The 14,408-nt window shown below is 48.3% G+C and carries 13 protein-coding genes and 1 pseudogene; 7 read left to right on the forward strand and 7 right to left on the reverse strand.

From position 1 onward, the window contains the following. Window positions 1-342: 342 nt before the first annotated feature. Window positions 343-1,491, forward strand: coding sequence for an L-threonine dehydrogenase (gene yiaY, locus FGI04_RS06890; protein ID WP_342701015.1), 1,149 nt, complete (start codon window positions 343-345; stop codon window positions 1,489-1,491). Window positions 1,492-1,676: 185 nt separating this feature from the next. Here yiaY and FGI04_RS06895 read toward each other — a convergent pair whose 3' ends face one another. Further along, window positions 1,677-2,837 carry an IS30 family transposase gene (locus FGI04_RS06895; RefSeq protein ID WP_407336483.1) on the reverse strand — a complete coding sequence of 387 codons (1,161 nt, stop codon included), beginning with the start codon at window positions 2,835-2,837 and terminating at the stop codon, window positions 1,677-1,679. A gap of 117 nt (window positions 2,838-2,954) precedes the next feature. On the opposite strand from FGI04_RS06895, the gene FGI04_RS06900 reads away from it, so the two are divergent. Then, window positions 2,955-3,209, forward strand: a complete 255-nt coding sequence (locus FGI04_RS06900) for a MafI family immunity protein (RefSeq protein ID WP_407336485.1) — start codon at window positions 2,955-2,957, stop codon at window positions 3,207-3,209. A gap of 152 nt (window positions 3,210-3,361) precedes the next feature. Here FGI04_RS06900 and FGI04_RS06905 read toward each other — a convergent pair. Continuing rightward, window positions 3,362-3,968: pseudogene (locus FGI04_RS06905) on the reverse strand (DsbA family protein). 81 nt (window positions 3,969-4,049) lie between these two features. After that, the gene (locus FGI04_RS06910) at window positions 4,050-4,667 is read right to left on the reverse strand and encodes an FMN-dependent NADH-azoreductase (protein ID WP_407336486.1); all 618 of its coding nucleotides are present in this window, start codon (window positions 4,665-4,667) and stop codon (window positions 4,050-4,052) included. 113 nt (window positions 4,668-4,780) lie between these two features. Here FGI04_RS06910 and FGI04_RS06915 point away from each other — a divergent pair, with 113 nt between their 5' ends. Beyond that, complete coding sequence (locus FGI04_RS06915; RefSeq protein ID WP_253000730.1) at window positions 4,781-5,185, forward strand: winged helix-turn-helix transcriptional regulator; 405 nt, start codon at window positions 4,781-4,783, stop codon at window positions 5,183-5,185. Window positions 5,186-5,430: 245 nt separating this feature from the next. Here the strand turns inward: FGI04_RS06915 and FGI04_RS06920 are convergent, their stop codons facing one another. Then, entirely contained in the window at window positions 5,431-5,889 is a 459-nt protein-coding gene (locus FGI04_RS06920) for a winged helix-turn-helix transcriptional regulator (RefSeq protein ID WP_407321480.1), read from the reverse strand. Between the two features lie 61 nt (window positions 5,890-5,950). Here FGI04_RS06920 and FGI04_RS06925 point away from each other — a divergent pair, with 61 nt between their 5' ends. Both FGI04_RS06925 and FGI04_RS06930 read left to right on the forward strand, forming a co-directional pair. Further along, complete coding sequence (locus FGI04_RS06925; RefSeq protein WP_038904147.1) at window positions 5,951-6,187, forward strand: tautomerase family protein; 237 nt, start codon at window positions 5,951-5,953, stop codon at window positions 6,185-6,187. Between the two features lie 322 nt (window positions 6,188-6,509). Then, entirely contained in the window at window positions 6,510-6,992 is a 483-nt protein-coding gene (locus FGI04_RS06930) for a glutathione peroxidase (RefSeq protein ID WP_342701293.1), read from the forward strand. A gap of 412 nt (window positions 6,993-7,404) precedes the next feature. Here the strand turns inward: FGI04_RS06930 and FGI04_RS06935 are convergent, their stop codons facing one another. From FGI04_RS06935 to FGI04_RS06945, 3 genes are all read right to left on the reverse strand, one after another. Next, window positions 7,405-8,388, reverse strand: coding sequence for an NAD(P)H-quinone oxidoreductase (locus tag FGI04_RS06935; protein WP_407321479.1), 984 nt, complete (start codon window positions 8,386-8,388; stop codon window positions 7,405-7,407). 69 nt (window positions 8,389-8,457) lie between these two features. Continuing rightward, complete coding sequence (locus tag FGI04_RS06940; RefSeq protein WP_407321478.1) at window positions 8,458-8,784, reverse strand: carboxymuconolactone decarboxylase family protein; 327 nt, start codon at window positions 8,782-8,784, stop codon at window positions 8,458-8,460. Window positions 8,785-8,806: 22 nt separating this feature from the next. Beyond that, window positions 8,807-10,246, reverse strand: coding sequence for an NAD-dependent succinate-semialdehyde dehydrogenase (locus tag FGI04_RS06945; protein WP_407321477.1), 1,440 nt, complete (start codon window positions 10,244-10,246; stop codon window positions 8,807-8,809). Window positions 10,247-10,265: 19 nt separating this feature from the next. On the opposite strand from FGI04_RS06945, the gene FGI04_RS06950 reads away from it, so the two are divergent. Next, window positions 10,266-11,285 (forward strand): LysR family transcriptional regulator, encoded by a 1,020-nt coding sequence (locus FGI04_RS06950; protein WP_226093540.1) that lies wholly within the window; start codon window positions 10,266-10,268, stop codon window positions 11,283-11,285. 1,250 nt (window positions 11,286-12,535) lie between these two features. Further along, entirely contained in the window at window positions 12,536-14,404 is a 1,869-nt protein-coding gene (locus tag FGI04_RS06955) for a beta-glucoside-specific PTS transporter subunit IIABC (RefSeq protein WP_407336488.1), read from the forward strand. The last annotated feature ends 4 nt before the right edge of the window (window positions 14,405-14,408 follow it).

Genomic DNA, 14,408 nt, shown 5'->3' on the forward strand with positions numbered 1-14,408 from the left:
CCCGTCTTATCGTCAACGACTTTTCATCATGGGGTTATTGTTCGCCTTGCTCGTTTTACCCGAAAAGGTTTCGCATCAGCATCATTTCTTGTGTAAACGAATTGTAATGCACGTGTTGCGTCAGTCTGGTGGCTGATTATGTTAGCGGCAATATAATTTCACGATATGAAATGGTTATTTACTAAAATAACAGTCAGTTATCAGTGCATATGAAACAAAAGAATGATTTCTCACTTCAGGGGTTAAAGAATGTTAGAAATTTGTTCTGGGTCAATTTTACTGAAAAATGTCAATGCTAGGATGAATTCAAGTTAAAACTCTGTAATAAATGGATGGTGATCTATGAGCAGCGCATTTTACATTCCAGCCTTAAACCTGATGGGCGAAGGGGCATTAGAGGAAGCGGCAAGGCAGATTCAGTTGCAGGGTTTCAAACACGCGTTAATCGTAACGGATGGCGTGCTGAACAAGATTGGTGTTGCGGCTTCCGTGCAGCAACTGCTGAAGAAATATCAGGTCGACAGTGAGGTGTATGACGGCGTGCAGCCGAACCCGACTGTGGCCAACGTGGATGCAGGCCTGAAAATTCTCAAAGCGAACAACAGCGATTGCGTTGTATCGCTGGGTGGTGGCTCTTCTCATGACTGCGCCAAAGGGATTGCTCTGCTGGCGGCCAATGGCGGCGAAATTGCGGACTATGAAGGCGTGGATGTCTCTGCCAAACCGCAACTGCCGCTGATCGGCATCAACACCACGGCGGGGACGGCCTCTGAAATGACCCGTTTCTGCATCATCACCGATGAAGCGCGCCACGTGAAAATGGCGATCGTGGATAAAAACGTGACACCGGTGATGTCCGTCAACGATCCGGCGCTGATGGTCGGCATGCCTGCATCACTGACTGCCGCCACCGGGATGGACGCATTGACCCATGCTATCGAAGCCTATGTGTCGACCGCCGCCAACCCGATTACCGACGCGGTCGCGATCAAAGCGATGGAACTGATTCGTGACCACCTGCGTGACGCCGTGAAAGACGGTAAAAACATGGTCGCGCGTGAACAGATGGCCTATGCCCAGTTCATGGCCGGTATGGCATTCAATAACGCGTCACTGGGTTATGTGCATGCGATGGCGCACCAACTGGGCGGTTTCTACAACCTGCCACACGGGGTGTGTAACGCGGTACTGCTGCCGCACGTTGAGCGTTATAACGCCACCGTTGCTGCACCGCGCCTGAAAGACGTTGCCGTCGCACTGGGTGTGGATGTCGCCGGTTTGAGCGACCAGCAGGCGGCGGAAGCGGCTATCCAGGCCATCAGCCAGATGGCGCGTGACGTTGGTATTCCGGCAGGCCTGAAAGACCTGGGTGTGAAAGAAGAAGACTTCAACATCCTGGCCGATAACGCGCTGAAAGATGCCTGCGGCCTGACTAACCCGAAAAAAGCTACTCACGCGGAAATCGTCGAGATTTTTGCCGCTGCATTCTAATGTGATGTGAGTGTCGATATTGAAAAGCCCCTGACCTGATGGTTGGGGGCTTTTTTTTATAACGCGTTATCGTCGGGATGATAGGGGGTTTTATCAATCGGGTATATTTATTGGATTGTGATTGGTTTTGATTCAGTATTGGTGCTTGCGTGATTATTTCTGGTGGTCCGCTAAGTGCTGTGAGTTCAACTGATGGATGCAACACATTGGTTAAAACGCTCTGCGGGTGATTCATAGTCTAGCGTTTTTCTTGGCCTCTCGTTGAGCTGCCTGGCAACACTGTTTAGTCTTTGCTGGCTGTGAACTGATAAGTCAGTTCCTTTTGGAAAATACTGTCTGAGTAATCTGTTTGTATTTTCATTTGAGCCGCGTTGCCAGGGGGATTGAGGATCGCAGAAGTAAACCTGAATATCTGTGGCTACGGTAAACCGGGTATGGCTGGTCATTTCAGCACCCCGGTCCCATGTTAATGTTTTATAAAGCTCAGCAGGTAATTCCCGGGCTTGTCTGATGAGTGCAGATATAACCGTTATGGTCTTGTTGTCCCTGACTTTGGCCAGCATAACAAAACGGGAATGACGTTCTACGAGGGTGACGATATAGGAGTTTTTAGAGCCCTGGATCAGGTCACCTTCCCAGTGACCTGGTATGGCTCTGTCAGCTGCTTCAGGTGGCCTTTCGCTGATAGAGATCGTATCCGGGATTGACCCTAATCCTTTCCCTTTAAGCGATGATGTTCTGGATCTACGCACGACTCTTCCGCTTCTGAGGCATTGCTGCAGTTCTTTTTTTAACGCCCCCCGGGTTTGTATAAAAAGCGTTTTATATATCGTTTCGTGTGACACATGCATTTCCTGACTATCCGGATAACAGCGTTTCAGCCAACCGGCGATCTGTTCCGGCGACCAGTCCTGATGCATCTTCTCTGCGATGATTTTACACAACGTGGGGCTTTCGATTAGCTTGCAGGGTTTTGGTCTCAGAGCATTTTCCCACGCAGCAGTATCGGCTTTTGCTGCACGATATTGTTTTGCACCGCCGTGCCTCCTGATCTCGCGGCTAATCGTTGAAGGAGCTCTTGATAATTTAACAGCGATGTCCCTGATGCTGCGTTTTGCTACCAATCCTCTGGATATCTCCTCTCTTTCATCAAGCGAAAGCGCTAACCGGTGCCGCTTTCGGACAGGGGGACGGTATCCACCAGTCTGGTGGATAGTAGGCATAATAGAAGAATGATATCTGTCGAACATTCTGGCGATATCATGCAGGGAATCACCTCGCTTATATCTGTCCCAGATAATCGCCTTTTGTTCTGGTGTGTAGTAGATGCGAGTTCTTCGTTTCATGGCAACGTCCCCCTTCGATTAAGGATAGCGTTGCATCGACCTGTTGAACTCACAGCCAAAAGCAGACATTGATATATGCTAATTTATGGAGAGCAGTCAATTGAGGAATTTTAAAAAATGTTTGCTAATCGAATAAGGAATTTTGGAAAGGCATTTGAAGGTAGATTAGAGCCTTTTCTACTTGAAGGTGCTTTGGACTATATAAACTTTAACGAAGAACCATTAGCCTTTGAAATCTTATGCGAACATATTTGTGAGTATGAAGTACAGCTTAGCCAAACTGAATATGATGAAGCTATAGCATTGGCTAAACATATGGGGTTAGATGTATTGGATGGACCCTACAAGCACTTAGCTGGCTTGATTGTATAATGAGTCGATTTGACCTGCTCCCCTTTGCTTAAGACGCATCGATGTAAGTATGCATTCCGAACTTCAGCTCCTCGCTCATAGCAGACGCTTTACGCATCGGCCTGTCCCCTTTGTGCCAGGAGCGGACGTGGATAACATGGAGAGATGTAACTTTATGGGGAGCAGTTTACAATCGCCGCTGTTATCTCATCTTCGCTGCGGCTTCCGTTGATAGCCACATGAGTACCGAAAACGAAGTATGGAACTGACTGAACACCGGCAGCGGCGGAGTCAGCCGCCGCTTGCGCGACCCTTTCGTGCCATATCTGATCATGCGCAATAGCAAGCGCTTCATCGCGTTCAAAACCATGAGATATGGCGATGTCTGCCAATACATCCGCTTTGCCAATATTCTTCGCATGCAGGAAGTAAGCTTCGGTGATCGCGACCGCGCTCTCCCGCTGCCATGATGATCGCGTGTGCGGCCTGTGTCGGATAGGTATAACGTTGCCGCCCAAGATCGAGGTCAAGTCCAGACGCACTGGCTTCATCTTCGACCCGGGCAAACAAAGTCTTCGGGTTGGTTACGCCGTATCGCTTAAAAAGCAAGTCGGGGATATATAATCCCTGAGCAGGGGCGTCAGGCATCAGCAGGATAGGATGATGATGAATGTCAACCGCAAGTTCGGGAAAGCGCTCTTTCAGAACCTTGTCGAGACGATATTGACCGATGATGCACCAGGGGCAGGTGATCTCGGTATATAAGTCGATTTTCAACATGCCTGCTTTCTCCTTCTTCAACTATTGGAACTGCCGGTACCCGCGCCTGAACACAAGATAATTTGGCTCCGGTTCATGAATTTAAGCCATTGTCGCCAGCAAGGATTTCACCGTCTCGTCTGCACTCGCTAAGGCGGCCTGTGCCGCTTCCGGGCCGTGCACTGTGCCCTCGATGCGGATGAGCTCGACGTCGGTCAATCCGATGAAGCCGAGCATGTGCAGAAGATAGTTGGTCTGGAAATCGAACGGTGCATAGACTCCCTGCGAGAATACCCCTCCAGCGGCAGTGACCAGATAAACCTTCTTGCCGGTCAGCAGTCCACGGGGGACGCCTGCTTCGTAACTGAAGGTGATGCCCGGCCAGGTGATGTTGTCAATCCAGGCCTTGAGCTGCGAAGAGGGACCGAAATTCATCATGCCTGATCCGAGTACAATCACGTCGGCGGCACGCAATTCATCAACCAGTTCCATGGCGCGTTCGACGGCCTGAGTTTCTTCTGCTGTGCGCACATCAGGAGCCATCATGCGGCCCTTGATATAGGCCGACGTAATGTGCGGTGCCGGGTTTGCGACAAGGTCTCGAACGGTCAATGAGCCGCCAAGTTGCATCTGGATGCCATTGGCAATCTCAGTGGCGAAGCGAGTGGAAAGACTTTCAGCCCCGCGTGGACTGGATGTGATCTGCAGGATTTTGCTCATGTTGGCTCCTTATGTGATATAAAATAGATATCAGGTAACATTTATGTCCCTGGTTATCTATTGATACAGAGGATACTAAGATTCCTGTCTGCATTTAACAAGAAGGCACATCCATGTCACTGAGTCACAAAAATTTGCCCGAAGCACTGCCAGCACCTAGTACAGGAGGCTGTCAAGCCACCCGCGAGATACTGGATCGCATTGGCGATAAATGGAGTCTCTACATTATTGCTTCGCTGGCTAATGGAAAGCTGCGGTTCAACGAGTTAAGGCGCGGTATTGAAGGCATCTCCCAACGCATGCTGACGCTGACTTTGCGTGGTATGGAGCGCGACGGTATTGTCACCCGGACGATCTATCCGACCATTCCGCCACGAGTCGAGTACGAACTCACCGAACTGGGCCGGACGCTGTTAGTGCCGGTGATGGCGCTTGTGAATTGGGCAAACGATAACCGTTTCACCATCGCCGAAGCACATAAACGGTTCGACGATGCGCGCGAGTCGGACGCGGTATAAGTCAGGAGCGTGATTGGATTAGGGCAGTGATTGCAGCCATTTACGGGCCGAAATGGAAGTGGGGGACCGAATACGTCTCCGGCAAGAATTAGTCCAACAGCTTTAATAACAATTAATAACTTCTGCTCATCGCTCAGAGCAGCCTCTCAGCCCGAGAGGCTTATCTGCGCGGTTCCAGAGGCGGACATCAAATGCAGGCATTTAATTAGCGAACGAGACCAGCGAGAATAACGTTAGTAGACATATTAACGTTTGAAAGCCACTATCTTGAGATTTTTAGCATCAACGATATTCCCCCTTGTTGATACAAATGCACTGTGCACTACGTCCCCTGTACTTTTATCAACTAAGGAAATATGTGGTTCATCATGCAATATATTTTTATGTCCCCATTCCATTAGGGAAAAAAGAAGCGGTGCCAGCGATCGGCTTTTGGGGGTGAGAACATATTCATAGCGTTCACGTGTACCTTCTTCCTGATAGGGGATTTTGCAAAGTAGACCGAGTTCAGTCATTTTTTTTAATCGGTTTGCCAATGTCTGCTTCGTAATTTTTGTATGTGCACGTATCGTTTCAAAGCGATTAACCCCGTAAAAGGCTTCCCTTAGAATCAACAAAATCCATTGATCTCCAAGTAGTTCTGCTGCCGCGGCAAGCCCGCAAAGTTCAGGTAACAAGTACGGTAAGGAATTATCTTTTGACATGTGTCCATTTGCCTCTTAACCTAAGTATGATTTTAATACCCAGCAGGTTAAGGAGAATACAATGCCCTTCGTTAATGTGCAAACCATTAAAGGGATTTTGAGCCCGGAGCAAAAAAATGAACTTCTACGTCGTATGACTGACCTTATTGTTGAAATTGAGGGGAAAGGCGATCCTGAGTTTCGGCGTTCGGTATGGATTCGAATTGACGAGCATGAACCAGAGCAGTGGAGTCTTGGGGGAATACAACCCACATCTGAAATGATTGCTGCAAAATTTGCATCACCGCAGCGGTCATGATTCGGTTGTAGTTATTCACATTTAGCCCTGAGCAATCGGCGGACAGCACTGATGTCCGCTCTGACAGTCTGGTGATGACACGATATTTGGTTTCGTACCCAAACGCGCTCAATGAACTTCACACTATGCTAATCAGGGAGAGCAGGACAAAGGTCGCCTGTTGGTTGTTCTTTTCGTTCGGCTTTGCAAAGATGTATCGCACACGATTCCAGGCCTGCCACGCCATCAGGAACAGAATCTACTCGCCACGGCCCATGCTCCGGCAGTAACGCGTTACGTGGCAATGTCGGCGTCGAACTGGTTCTGCTTTGAGGATTCCGATATGACTACCTTTCACCGATTTACAGCCACCAGTCTGGGCGGCCAGCTGATCCCGATGGCTGACTACGCTGGTAAGGTGGTTCTGGTCGTTAATACCGCCAGCCATTGCGGTTTCACGCCACAATACGGCGGCCTTGAAGCGCTCTACCAGAAATATGCCGCCCAGGGTTTGGTGGTGCTGGGTTTCCCCTGCAACCAGTTCGGTAAACAGGAACCCGGCAACGCCGACGACATCGCGCGGACCTGTCACATTAACTATGGTGTGAGCTTCCCGATGTTCGAGAAAGTAGAGGTCAACGGAACCGCCGCACACCCGGTGTTTCGTTATCTGAAAAACGAATTGCCCGGCGTGCTGGGTGGACGGATCAAATGGAACTTCACTAAGTTCCTGATCGGTCGCGACGGTAAACCGCTCAAGCGTTTTGCACCGTTCACTACTCCGGAGAAAATGGAAGCCACAATCCTTGCGGCACTTAAAAGCTAAGTGTTTCGGTAATTCGAAGCGTTCAATTTGGAGCGCTTACGAACCACCCTTATCCGTGAGCGGATAACTTCCGTTGTTCGCTCATGGCAGACCTCACAGTCCTACAGCTTGCCTCGCGTCCGGAGCGGATGTCTTCTATTCTAAATCTATGATTAACTGAGTTTTAGTGGGGCTTCAGAACTGACTTCGCTTCCGGCGAGAAATTCTAATATAGCTTTCGGTTTCAGATTACCGATTCGCTGACTCCTTTATATGCGGCTTGCCCAAGGGAAAGCGGCCCTGTCGGAAGTGCCCAGTCTGAGTGCAAATAACCAGTCAGATTCAGGGTCTGAAGCAAAGCTGTTAAGTCAGCCCGGAAATTTAGCTACAGGAAGAGGGCAGGCATTACCCAGGTAATGCCCGCTCTATGCGATCATTCCATTTTCAGAACGATTTTTCCTACGTTCAGACCTGATTCCATGCGCTGATGAGCAGCAGCGGCCTCTGACAAGGGATAAACGCTGTCAATAACGGGTTTCAGGACACCTTTTTCAAAGCTTGAAAGCCAGTGTTCACGGAATCTGCGGGACATCGCATGCTTAACATCCTGTGAGCGTGATTTCATTACCGTGCCCGTAATCTGGAGATGCCGGTATAAGAGTCGGTCGAGTGGAATTTTTGCGTTATCGATACCGCCCATTATGCCAATCTGGATAAGACGTCCGCCAAAATCGAGCGTATTGATGTTGCGTTCAAAATAAGGCGCACCAATAAAGTCCAGAATAAGATTCACTCCCTTACCATCCGTTAATTTGTTTATTACTTCTGAAAAGTCTTCCTTCTCATAATCAATTAGCCAGTCCGCACCTAACTTGCGGGCCTGCTCCTGATTGCTCGCCTTTACCGTTGTAAAAACGGTGGCACCGGTAGCATGCGCCAGTTGTACTGCCGCACCGCCAACCCCGCCAGCCCCTGCGTGAATGAGTACAGTTTCCCCGGCTTTTAGTTTGCCCAGGTGTATCAGGGCTTCATGCGCAGTCACAAACACCTCGGTAATAGCTGCGGCCTGAATATAGTCGAGCCCATCAGGAATGGGCATCGCCATCCGGTAATCGATGCGGGAAAATTCTGCATACGCACCGCCGCCGACAATTCCCATTACGCGATCACCAGGCTTGTAGCTGTCGACTGCATCACCGACCGCAATAACTTCACCGGCAACCTCCAGCCCCATAATGGTTGAATCACCAAAATCAGGGCGGCCATACCCCCCTTTACGGTGAGTCAGATCTGCACGATTTACGCCGGCAGCATGGGTTCGTATCAGAAGGTCATTCCGGCGCAGCAGAGGTTTTTCCACCTCTGCCACTTTCAGCACGTCCGGCGTACCAAATTCTTCAAATGTAATGGCTTTCATGTTCATCTGTACCTTTGAGCAAGGGGTTTTCTGTCGCCCGCCTTTAGTCAGCAGACGGGTGATGTGTCGTTATTTGCTTTCTGAAAACGTAGCGTTCGCGTAAGCAGAGGCGGTGATTGCCGCCGGGAAACCGGCGTAAAATGCCAGATGTGTTATCACTTCACTCAACTCTGACTCGGTCAGGCCGTTTTCAATGCCGCGACGAAGGTGCGCAGGTAATTCATTTGCGTGATTCAGCGCAATCAGGCAGGCGATGGTAATCAGGCTGCGATCGCGGGGAGTCAGCGCCGGATCGGCCCAGACGTCTGAATAAAGCGGATGTTCTACAAAATCAGCCAGCTTAGGTGTAAACGGACGGGCTGCTGCGCGTGGGCTGGTAAAGTCAATGGGTTTCATAATGATCATCTCCGACAAAAATTCAGATCTGGCTGATAAATTTATTGGTCAGATACGGCGCGATCCCTTCACGTCCACCTTCTGAGCCATGCCCACTGTCTTTCATGCCGCCAAACGGTAGCTCTGTGGCGATGATGCGGTACTGATTAATGCCAATCATCCCGGCTTCCAGTCCATCTCCTACCTCCAGTGCGGTACGCGCACTGGAGGTAAAGGCGTAGGCAGACAAGGCGTAAGGCAGTCGGTTTGCTTCTTCCAGACCATCCTGGATGGTGTCGAACGGACGCATGATGGCAATCGGGCCAAAAGGCTCTTCATGCATAATACGGGCGCTCATGGGCACGTTTGCCAGTACGGTGGGTTCAAAGAAGAAGCCAGGACGGTTAATACGCTTTCCTCCTGTCAGTACAGTGGCCCCCTGCGCGACGGCGTCCTCAACCAGCGCAGCCATTTTCTCCAGTTGCCTTTCGTTAGCTAGCGGGCCAACCTGAGTGCCTGGCTCCATACCATCGCCAATGACAAGGCTCTCAGTGGCTTCAACAAAGCGCTGCACGAAGCGTTCGTAAGCGTTGCGCTGCACAAGAAAACGCGTCGAGGAAATACAGATCTGCCCTGTACCACGGAAACGGTTTGCTGCTCCGCCCGTTGCCGCTTCCTCAATATCTGCATCTTCAAAGACAAGCACCGGTCCGTGACCGCCCAGCTCAAGTGAAATAGGTTTAACGCCTGCAGCGGCGCGTTCAGACAGTAATCGTCCGACGGGAACGGAACCAGTAAAGGCAACTTTGCGGATAATCGGCGAAGCAATAAGCTTTGCGGAAACCTTGTCGGGAACGCCAAAGACAATTTGCAGTACCCCTTTGGGTAAACCAGCATCATCAAGGCAGCGTGCCAGCGCCAACGCAGTAGCAGGGCTCTCTTCACCGGGTTTGAGAATCACGCTGCAGCCTGCTGCCAGTGCGGCTGAGAGTTTGCGGGCCGGCGTGATTGCCGGGAAATTCCACGGGGTAAAAGCGGCTACCGGACCAATTGCCTGTCGTTTTACCAGTTGCTGTACGCCGGGACGGTTAGCCGGTACAACGCGTCCATCAATCCGTCGCGCTTCTTCTGCGAACCACTCAAAATAATCGGCTGCACGCTGGACCTCATCACGGCTTTCACTAAGCGGCTTGCCTTCTTCCTGCGTCATCAGCGTGGCAATGTGTTCTGCACGCTCGCGCATCAGCACTGCGGCTTTTTTCATAATACGGGCGCGCTCATCGGGCACCGTGTTGCGCCATACGTGGAAACTTTCGCCTGCGGTGATGAGCGCCTGATCAAGATCTGCATTTGTTGCTAGTGGCAGGCGGCCGAGCGTTGTGCCGTTGGCAGGATTGATAACAGCGGAGGTATCCCGATCGCCAGCGGTCAGCCACTGGCCGTTGATGAAAAGATAAAGTGAATCATACTGTTGTGTTTGCACGGGCTTCTTCCTTCTGGACATGAACGATGATGTTTGTCTGGTGAGGAGAAGCTTAAGAGCGAAGCGTATTGCTGATAAGATAGCCATTACCCAAAACAGCTATGCAAAGAATGCACAGATGCAGTCAGAAAAATTTGCTGAGTTTTTAGGCGTATTTGTCGATGTGGCGCGGGAAAGTAGTTTTTCTGGTGCAGGCCGCCGCCGCGGCCGTACCCCCTCATCGATAGGCCGTCAGATAGATGCGCTGGAAACCTACCTTGAGACGCCACTGTTCTTGCGTTCTACCCGCCATCTGACGCTGACAGATGCGGGAGAAGCCCTGTTAATTCGCGCGAGGCAGATACTGGATTCACTGGATGATGCACGCCAGGAGCTTTCCTCGATGAAAGGCGATGTAACAGGCACACTACGTGTAGCCTGTTACCCGACGTTTGGTAAGCGCTATGTATTGCCGGTGATGGGGCAACTCGCCCGCCAGTATCCTGAACTGAGCGTCGAACTTGACCTGACGGAGAGGATTGCCGATCCGGTGGCGGAGCGGCTGGATATAGTGATACGCATTGGCGATATGTCAGACAGTACGTTGATTGGTACGCGCATAGCAACACAGACACGTGTGCTCTGCGCCAGTCCTGACTATCTCTTACAGGCGGGTACGCCGCATCATCTCTCTGAAGTCAGGACCCATCGCCTCATTGATAAGTTGCATGGAGGCGATCTTTTGCACTGGAGCGATATTCTGGGGCATCCTGCCCGCAGCAGTCTTACGCATCCGGTTTTCGGCTGCGACGATTTTGAAGCAATGCGCCTTGCAGCCATTGAAGGCCTGGGAATTGCTTATCTCCCCGACTGGGTTGCTGGTCCTGATATTAAAGCCGGCTTACTTACGCTGTTATGCCCGGAGTGGGCCGAACATCCGGCCGCATCCACAGGAATATATGCTTTACGGGCGCTAAGAAACCCACCTGCGCGAGTGAGTATCTTTATGGATGCGCTGCGCTCCTTTATTGGCAAGCCTTGTATCTGGTCAACCCGATAATCGTGTGGAAGGATATCGGTCATCACAATGACATTATTTTGATAAAAGGCACTATCCACTTTTCACTTTTCACTTTTCACTTTTCACTTTTCGCGTAGAGCGAGCGGACGGCATGTCTTTTGGGGCTGTCTGCTTCGAGTCAAAGGCGGAAGTTGCCATGACCAATCCAGGTAATAGATCACGGGTAGCACTACCTATACAGTTTGCCGAGGGTATCGGTGTATCAATGGCGTTGATGTTGGACAGTTTTTTTCGTGTTATCCGTCTACTGCCAAGCGATAATAAATTGGGAAGATAATTCGTTACCTAGGCATTGAAGTGGATTTCGCGTTGCATATATCCGCTTCTATCTAAGTATAAAGTCATACGGATTGTAATAGTAATCTACAGATTATTACGAAAGAGAGTACGATGAGAATAAAGGCAACTCAGTAAATAAAAAACAGAAACGATTCTTTTAGATTATAAAGCAAAGTAGTTTTAGTCATTGTCAGCAGAAAAAAGGGGGGGGGTATTACTTATTGTAATGCAGTTTATGAATTTACTGGCAGTGTGAGGCATTGTCATCCCGGTCTGGATATTTCATCGGAGATAGTAATCAGCCCTTAGGTCAGTGGAAACGAAATTATGTGTTAAAATAAGTAATTGAAAATAAACTTTATGTGATACATGAACACCAAAGTGTACATAACCAAGTGTTAAGTGGCTCACATTTCAAGAGGAACGATGATTTTATCATTGTCAAATGCATATTTTATATTTATTAATGTGTCAATTGGTTTACGGGCGTGTAACTGCTAAAGCAGGCAAGACCTGAGTGCACTTTCGAACTCTCTTTGATTCGAAAGTGCATTCAGGTCTTCTTTTTGGGAGATTGTTCATGAAGCCGGAATAATCGTTGTCATACTTCACTTTTTTGAATCAAGAATTTATAACCACATCCTAAATAAAACAAATTGGCAGTAGCATTTGTTTAGATTATAAATAATTGATTTTAACTGGAAACCAAATATGGAAAGAAAACGCTACTGCAGGATCTGTCTACAGTAAGTATCTATGAGGTTCATTATGTTATAGCTGTCACATTTTCATAAAACATGGATAAAATTTGTTGTCTGTAACTATACATATAGTATATCGTTGGCAAATATGTAGTACAGGCGTGTAACTGGTAATGCAGGCAAGACCTGAAACTCCCCCCTCTTTTGGGGCAAGAGTTTCAGGTCTTTTTTTTGCTCATGAGGCAACTTATGGATCATCTAAATACTGGGCGTACAATTATCGAATTAGTCGGCGGAGCAGGTAACATAGAACACATTGAACATTGCTCAACCAGATTACGATTAAGCTTGTATGACAACTCTAAAGTGGAGGTATCTGAGCTCCAAAAATTACCTGAGGTAATGGGGGTTGTGACAAATGTGCAGTGTCAGATAGTCATTGGCAAAGACGTTATCAAAGTGTTTGATGCTATTAAATCATTAATGGGTAATAATGATGACGCGAAACATAAACCCGTTATCAAAAAAAGGTGGAATGTATGGCTGATTGACTTTGTTATTAGTATTTTTCAACCACTCATACCTGCTATTGCAGGTGGCGGCGTGCTGAAATCCCTTTTAATTATTATGGATATGGCTGGATGGCTTACGAAAGACAGTTCAACTTATAAAATTTTGGACTGCATTGGAACCGCGCCTATTTACTTTTTACCTTTACTTATCGCAATCACTACTGCGAATAAGCTTAAAGTGAATCCATTAGTTGCATTGACTGCTGTTTCAGTCTTGTTGTTGCCCACGTTTACTACACTGGCAAAGCAAGGAGCAACGTTAATGACTTTCGATATTACGAACGTCTCCTATGCAGCGCAGGTATTTCCCGCAATCCTTTGTGTTATTTTTTATGCACAGACTGAATCTCTTTTTAATCGTTACACGCCTAATGCATTACGTGGTTTCTTATCACCCATGTTATCTCTGGTCACAACGGTTCCCGTAACATTACTTATTCTTGGGCCATTAGGTTTTGAAATGGGTTCTCTGTTAACACAGTTAATCCTTTGGATGCATGGAAAATTTGGATTCATCACCACAGGCTTGCTGGCGGGCGGGCTACCATTTATTGTGGCTGCTGGAATGCATAAACCTTTTCTTCCTTACGCAATAATGTCCATGGGGCAAACGGGTAAAGAATCTTTGTATAATCCAGCTTCCTTAGCTCACAATATAGCTGAAGCAGGTGCCTGCCTTGCAGTTTCTCTCAAAAGTAAAGATAAAATGTTTAAAGGTACTGCACTTTCCTCCGGAATATCAGCCCTGTTTGGCATTACTGAACCTGCACTTTACGGTATAACTTTATTGCATAAGCCAGTACTGATTTCTGTGATGTTAGGTGCAATGGTCGGTGGATTCTTCATGGGATTTATGATGGTCTCAGCTTACGCAATAGTAGCACCGAGCCTTGCCAGTATCTCAATATTTGCTTCCCCAGATAATCCAACCAGTTTGATGTATGCAATCATCGGTGCACTTATTTCATTCTGCCTGGCATTTTTATCAACATTATTCTTTTGGAAAGAAAAGACTGCAATTCCTCTCCCTGATGAAGAAAAGCCCAAATTTGAGGATACAGAGGCCACTGCTACTCCAGGCTTAGCAAAAGAATTTACCTTTACCAGTCCGGTTGAAGGCAAAGTAATCCCCCTGACAGATGTCAACGACGATGTATTTTCTTCAAAAATCATGGGGGATGGTATCGCTATCCTTCCAACTGTGGGAGCACTATATGCACCTGCCGATGGCGTTATTGAGCATGTGTTCGAAAGTGGCCATGCAGCAAGCATGATGACTGACCATGGAGTAGAGATTATCTTTCATATTGGAATTGATACGATACAAATGAACGGTGCAGGCTTTCACCCCACAATTACAGATGGCCAACGCGTTAAGGCTGGTGAACTATTAATCGAATTTGAAATTGATGAAATCATTAAAGCGGGTTATGACCCAGTCGTAGTAATGGTTATTACCAATAGCGATCGTTTTATGATGAAGCCGTCAACCGATCAAACTGAAGCAACCCATCAATTTAATATTCTTTCACTAAAAGAGGCTTAATAAT

The sequence above is a fragment of the Dickeya ananatis genome (genome assembly GCF_019464615.1).
Classification (GTDB): domain Bacteria; phylum Pseudomonadota; class Gammaproteobacteria; order Enterobacterales; family Enterobacteriaceae; genus Dickeya; species Dickeya oryzae.

Coding starts and splice junctions, on each gene's coding strand:
- FGI04_RS06915 (WP_253000730.1), top strand. CDS start 4,781: ATGTCACTGAGTCACAAAAATTTGCCCGAAGCACTGCCAGCACCTAGT.
- FGI04_RS06895 (WP_407336483.1), bottom strand. CDS start 2,837: ATGAAACGAAGAACTCGCATCTACTACACACCAGAACAAAAGGCGATT.
- FGI04_RS06925 (WP_038904147.1), top strand. CDS start 5,951: ATGCCCTTCGTTAATGTGCAAACCATTAAAGGGATTTTGAGCCCGGAG.
- FGI04_RS06955 (WP_407336488.1), top strand. CDS start 12,536: ATGGATCATCTAAATACTGGGCGTACAATTATCGAATTAGTCGGCGGA.
- FGI04_RS06900 (WP_407336485.1), top strand. CDS start 2,955: ATGTTTGCTAATCGAATAAGGAATTTTGGAAAGGCATTTGAAGGTAGA.
- FGI04_RS06950 (WP_226093540.1), top strand. CDS start 10,266: ATGAACGATGATGTTTGTCTGGTGAGGAGAAGCTTAAGAGCGAAGCGT.
- FGI04_RS06935 (WP_407321479.1), bottom strand. CDS start 8,388: ATGAAAGCCATTACATTTGAAGAATTTGGTACGCCGGACGTGCTGAAA.
- FGI04_RS06940 (WP_407321478.1), bottom strand. CDS start 8,784: ATGAAACCCATTGACTTTACCAGCCCACGCGCAGCAGCCCGTCCGTTT.
- FGI04_RS06910 (WP_407336486.1), bottom strand. CDS start 4,667: ATGAGCAAAATCCTGCAGATCACATCCAGTCCACGCGGGGCTGAAAGT.
- FGI04_RS06920 (WP_407321480.1), bottom strand. CDS start 5,889: ATGTCAAAAGATAATTCCTTACCGTACTTGTTACCTGAACTTTGCGGG.
- yiaY (WP_342701015.1), top strand. CDS start 343: ATGAGCAGCGCATTTTACATTCCAGCCTTAAACCTGATGGGCGAAGGG.
- FGI04_RS06930 (WP_342701293.1), top strand. CDS start 6,510: ATGACTACCTTTCACCGATTTACAGCCACCAGTCTGGGCGGCCAGCTG.